Genomic DNA, 5333 nt, shown 5'->3' on the forward strand with positions numbered 1-5333 from the left:
TGCAAAAGCCGGAAAGGACGAGCGTTCGTCCTCTTGGCCTCCATCCGCCTCATGACCCGAAAGCTCTGTCAGAAAACATCATGATGCCGGACAGACTCTCAGCGCACGCAGTATCGTGCCCCGACGCAGCGCCGCTCGGCGACGCACCCGCTCGGTCGTCCGCACGGCAGTGCCGTGCCGCAGCCAAGCGGCACGTGGCTTCTCGTCGGGCAGGTGCCCGCCGTGGTGAGCCGGGAGCACTTCGACGTCGTGCAGGCCAAGCTGGCGACGAACCGCGGCTTCGCCCGGCGCAACAACACGGCCCACCGTTACCTGCTGCGGGCCCTGGTGAGCTGCGGCTGCTGCGGTCTGGCCTGCACGGGCCGCGCGGTGAACGGGCGCAACCTCTACTATCTCTGCAACGGCAAAGGGCACAGCACCTTCTCGCATCGCGCCACGCCTTGCTCGGCGCGGTACACGCCCGCCCGGCAGCTCGACGACGTGGTGTGGGCGGATCTTTGCGCGCTCCTGTCCGAACCGGAGCCGCTCGCCATAGCGGTCGCGCGGGCGCACGGTGGAGCGTGGCTGCCGCAGGATCTGCTCGCACGGCGAGAGACGCTGTGCCGGGGTCGGGGACATCTGCACCAGCAGCTGGAGCGGCTGACCGATGCCTACCTGCACGCGATCATCCCGCTCGACGAATATGAGCGACGTCGGCGCGACCTGGAGCAACGCGTGCAGGCGCTGTCCGCGCAGGAGGATCAGTTGCGCGACGAGACGGCGCGCCGACAACACCTCGCGGGCGTGACGGCCTCACTGGAGGCGTTCCGGGCCCGCGTGCAGGGTGGACTGGCCCAAGCCGACTTCGAGCAGCGTCGCCAACTGGTGATGCTGCTCGTGGACCGCGTGGTCGTCACAGGCGCCGAGGTCGAGATCCGCTACGTCCTCCCGACCAGCCCGGACAGCGAGCACGTCCGCTTTTGCCAATTGCGTAAAGACTACTTCGAGGACCCAGTGTAATGCATTCTCGATCGCCCAGTGCTTGCGGATCGCCCGACCGAGGACATCGGATCGTCTCGACAGCTCGATAGGAAGTAGCGGATCTCGGTTTCAACTTTGGGAGTGCCGTTGGTACTGCGCAGTGACTCGACGGCAAGAACGGTGTGCAGGTTGGGCCACGTGCTCAGCGCCTCCAGACTGGCCGCCTTGGTGCTGGCAAACACCCGTCGACGAACCAAGCGGCCATGCGCCTCGTCAAAGGTGTCACAAGCGGCCCGATGAGGAGCGCCACGGCGGAAGCAGGCCTGATCGAAATGCTTGGCTACGGCCTCGTAGGCCAGCGGGTGATTGGCCTTGAGAACCAGCAGGTAGTCGGCCCCGCGCGCCAAGATCTGTTCGGCGATTGCGGTCTGACAGCCCATGGCGTCCAGCGTCACGATGCTGCTCTCCAACGCGAGCTGGTCCAGCAGTTCCGGGATGGCTGTGATCTCGTTGGACGTCTCATGGACACGACGCTGGCCCAGCACGAGGCCCTGCTCGCTCGCCCAGGCGCTCACCAGATGCAAGGGGGATCGCTCCCGCCTCCGATCGAACGAGCGCCGGAGCGTCTTGCCATCGATGGCGATCACCTCGCGCTCAAAGCCGTCCACGAGCGAGCCAACCCAGGCCGCGAACCCGCGCTCGAAGGCATCGGGATCGATGAGCATGAACACACGCCGGAAGGTATCGTGCGAGGGGATGCCGTTTGGCAGGTCCAAGAAGGTGCGCAGCCACGCCAGCTTGCTGCGGCCGTAGAGCGCGATGTCGTCCCAGCTCTCAGCACAGGCGATCACGGCACAGACGGCAACCACCAGAATGTCGATCAGGCGATGCTCGATTTTGCCCTCGCAGCGCGGATCCTCAACAACACTGAAATGCTGAACCAGGCTTTCGATGGACATGATCCTCTCTTCGCCAGCGAGAGGGCACGTCATCATTCATCAGGCTCAGGCCCACGACAGAAATTTCATGCGTTAGCCCTGGCTTGGTGCCGGCCTTGCCGGACTTCTTCTCCTCAAAGTTTTTTGACAGCCGGCCTTTGTCAGCGCGTCGCGCTGGAGGTCGAGGTTCTGGTCCTGGGTCGAGGCACGGGCGTAGCCGACGAGCATGTCAGGATAGTGGCTCAGCCACGTTTTCCTGTCAGTAGTTTTCCAGTCACGGTTTCCTGACACAAACGGGACCGTTTGGGAGGGCTCGCGAGGGGCTCCTCGCGGGTGACAGGAAAACGGTCGTTTTCCTGCCATCCATTCCAGCGGGGCTAAGAGAGCCTGGGCCGTCCTTTGGGGCGTAGTCCGTAAGGAAGATTGTCCGCTGGCCGGACCCAAGCCTAACGGACAGGGTTTCAATCGGTGTCAGCGCTGCCCGCTGCGGTATACCTCAACGGACAAGCCGAGACATGCGCGAGGCGCATGCGCGTTCCAATGGGGTCTTATACCCCGGCTAAGCTCGCGTTCCGAACTGCTGGGGCACCCCCTTGGAAAGGGGTTTCGGTGGAAGCGAGCCGATTCACACGGGCAAGCCCTATTGGAACGAGCATGGACCCAGCGCCGGTTCGCGTGTTCAACGGAGTAGCCGAGGTGCTGCGCAGGTTCTGAAACGTCGTTCCTTGCCGATGAGCGCGTGCTCCCTCAGCGCCGGGAAACTGTGATGCCGGATCACGAGCAGATGATGAGGCGCCAGCAGGTGCTGGCCAACTTCGGTGAGTTCGCCCTGTGCAGCGAGGATCTCGACGAGGTGCTCACCGAAGCCTGCCGCCTCGTGGGTGAGGCACTCGGCACCCATCGCGCCAAGGTCCTGGAGATCCAGGAGCACGGGCAATGCCTGTTCGTGCGGGCCGGCGTCGGCTGGGACACAGACGTGGTGGGTCATGTCCGCCTGCCTATGAAGGAGCACTCCTCCGAGACGTTCGCGATCAAGGAAGGCAAGCCTGTCATCACGCAGGACATCCACACGGAGGAGCGCTTCGAGGTTCCCGAGTTCATGAAGAAGGCTGGTGTGGTCGCGCTGGTCAACGTGCCGATCTTCCTGCTCGGCAGAAAGGCCTTTGGCCTGCTGCAGGTGGATGCGAGCGAGCCGCGCGACTTCGCTCAGGAAGACATCGAGTTCCTGCGCACCTACGCCACCATTCTCGGGCCGGTGATCGACCGCCTGTTCAAGGTCCACGACCTGCAGGTGGCACTCGATGCCAACAAGCACCTGCTGCAGGAGCTGCAGCACCGCATCAAGAACCACATCGGCATCATCACCTCCCTCGTGCGCATGCGGGTCAAGGAAGTGGGCTCCGACGAGGCTCGCCAGGAACTGGCAGCGGTCGGCGAGCGGGTCGAGGCGCTGCGGCTCGTGCACGAGCTGCTCTATGCCGCCAACTCGGCCGAGCGCCTGCGCCTGCGGCCCTACGTGATGCGGCTCATCGAGAACCTCTGCCACATGCACCAGGGCCAGTCCGGCAAGGTACGGCTGGAGATCGAGGTGGAGGAGGTGGACCTTGGTCCCGACACGGTGGTGCCGCTCGGGCTGATCCTGAACGAGTTCGTCACCAACAGCCTGAAGTACGCCTTCGACGGACAAGGCGGCGTGATCGCCATCAGCGTCGAGGCGCTGGAGCAGGGCGCCTTCCGGGTCCGCATCCGCGACAACGGCAAGGGACTGCCGAGCGAGCCTCAAGCGGCCACGCCGGGCTCCGGCACGGGCATGCGGCTGATCGAGGCGCTGGCCCGTCAGATCGGCGCGAGGCCGCACTGGTCGTCCGTAGGCGGCACGGCGCTCTGCCTGGAGTTCACGCCACGCTGAAGGTGTGTGCGGCTTTGGTCCGACATCTCACGTTGCCGCAACGGATCACGGCAGCCTGGGTTAACCTACTGCGCGACTCCGGCGCTTCGCTTGACAGGCGCACATGTCCAATCCGTTCATCAGCAAGCTCGAAGGGCGCTTTGCGCTCTCGGACGCGGACAAGGAGGCCCTGACCCGGGCCAGCTCCAAGGTGCGGTACGTGCCGGCGGGCGAGGACCTGATCTCCGAAGGCGACGCGCCGGAGCACGTCTACCTCGTCCAGAAGGGCTTTGCCTGCCGCTACAAGCTGCTGCCGGACGGCGGGCGCTCCATCATGGCCTAACCTCGTGCCCGGCGACATGTGCGACTTGCACGTCGCCATCCTGGGCGAGATGGACCATTCCATCGGCACGCTCTCGCACTGCGAGGTGGTCGTCATCCCGCGCGAGACGATCCTGGACCTCACGACCCACTACCCGACCATCAACCGCGCCTTCTGGTGGACGCGGCAACCTTGCGCGAGTGGCTGGTCACCATGGGCCGGCGCCCGGCCGACCGGCACGTCGCCCATATCCTGTGCGAGGTGCTGGTACGCCTGCAGGCTGTCGGGTTCGCGACGGGCAACAGCTACGAGTTGCCGATCACCCAGATCGATCTCGGCGACACGGCGGGGTTGTCGAACGTGCACATCAACCGTGTGCTGCAGGACCTGCGGGGCCAGGGATTGATCGTGTCCAAAGGCAAGAGCCTGAGCATCCCGGACGTGGAGCGCCTGAAGGCCTTTGCCGAGTTCAACCCGAACTACCTGCACCTGGAGCCCAGGCAGCAGGCCCCCCGCGCGGTGAGCAGGAGCGTAGGCCAGAACGATGCGCCGCCCTCTGGAATGAACTGAGGCGTGCCCCCGAGATTGGTCCTAACGTACCTGCGTCTGGAAGCGAGCGGTTGCATGAGCCTGCACTTGCAGCCTGTCCGTGTCAGGATGCGCGGCGGCAATACCGAGAGCCAGCTCGTGTTCGTCGATGGCGCTCTCGTCGCAATCCTGACGCATCTCTCGGACGAGTACGGCGACGAGGCCGGGATGTGGTTCCTGGAGCAAGGGTTCGGACCGGTCGAGGATCGGCTCAACCCCAAATTCACGGGCCTCGACGAGGCGCAGAGCTGGATCATGCGGCGGATGGCTGGCACCTCAGCGCACGGCTGAGCAGAGGATGCTCCATAACGCCCAATCCGCGAAGCTCCCCGCACGCCGACTGGATCCACGTCGCCGGCTTCGCTCCCGTCCACTTGCCCTAAGTGATTGCCGCTTTCTGCTCGCAACGCGCAGCATCGTCGCGCGCCCCGAGACGCACGGGGTGGCAGGCACCGGCCGCGCGTGTTGCCCCCTCAGCTCGACTTTGGCCATTTGCGGCGAGTCGAGTGGGCTGAGGTGACGAAGCGGGCATGACGGGTAGGCTGGCGCTGTTTCCTGCAAGAGACACCGCCATGTCCCCCCTGCCCACCCGCTTCGCCGGGATCATCCTGGCGTTCGCGCCGCTGTTCGTCCATCG

6 protein-coding genes and 1 pseudogene are annotated in these 5333 nt (G+C 65.0%); 5 read left to right on the forward strand and 2 right to left on the reverse strand.

Annotated elements, in window-relative coordinates:
* Positions 1 to 225 precede the first annotated feature (225 nt).
* A complete protein-coding gene (locus WDW90_RS34470) occupies positions 226 to 999 on the forward strand; it encodes a recombinase zinc ribbon domain-containing protein (RefSeq protein WP_431311184.1) in 774 nt (257 codons plus the stop codon).
* Here WDW90_RS34470 and WDW90_RS34475 read toward each other — a convergent pair.
* Entirely contained in the window at positions 978 to 1919 is a 942-nt protein-coding gene (locus WDW90_RS34475) for an ISAs1 family transposase (protein WP_431311185.1), read from the reverse strand. The genes WDW90_RS34470 and WDW90_RS34475 overlap by 22 nt on opposite strands.
* An 82-nt stretch (positions 1920 to 2001) precedes the next feature.
* Positions 2002 to 2126 (reverse strand): annotated as a pseudogene (locus tag WDW90_RS34480) (recombinase family protein); the annotation flags it as partial.
* Positions 2127 to 2664: 538 nt separating this feature from the next.
* Here WDW90_RS34480 and WDW90_RS34485 point away from each other — a divergent pair.
* The 4 genes from WDW90_RS34485 (at position 2665) to WDW90_RS34500 (ending at position 4987) form a co-directional block, all read left to right on the forward strand.
* Positions 2665 to 3807 (forward strand): histidine kinase dimerization/phosphoacceptor domain -containing protein, encoded by a 1143-nt coding sequence (locus WDW90_RS34485; RefSeq protein ID WP_336492224.1) that lies wholly within the window; start codon positions 2665 to 2667, stop codon positions 3805 to 3807.
* 103 nt (positions 3808 to 3910) lie between these two features.
* Positions 3911 to 4129 carry a cyclic nucleotide-binding domain-containing protein gene (locus WDW90_RS34490; protein ID WP_336492225.1) on the forward strand — a complete coding sequence of 73 codons (219 nt, stop codon included), beginning with the start codon at positions 3911 to 3913 and terminating at the stop codon, positions 4127 to 4129.
* Between the two features lie 156 nt (positions 4130 to 4285).
* On the forward strand, positions 4286 to 4678 hold the full coding sequence (locus WDW90_RS34495; RefSeq protein WP_336492227.1) for a Crp/Fnr family transcriptional regulator: 393 nt from the start codon (positions 4286 to 4288) through the stop codon (positions 4676 to 4678).
* Positions 4679 to 4732: 54 nt separating this feature from the next.
* The gene (locus WDW90_RS34500) at positions 4733 to 4987 is read left to right on the forward strand and encodes a hypothetical protein (RefSeq protein WP_336492228.1); all 255 of its coding nucleotides are present in this window, start codon (positions 4733 to 4735) and stop codon (positions 4985 to 4987) included.
* Positions 4988 to 5333 lie beyond the last annotated feature (346 nt).

Source organism: Methylobacterium nigriterrae, assembly GCF_037106235.1.
Lineage (GTDB): Bacteria > Pseudomonadota > Alphaproteobacteria > Rhizobiales > Beijerinckiaceae > Methylobacterium > Methylobacterium nigriterrae.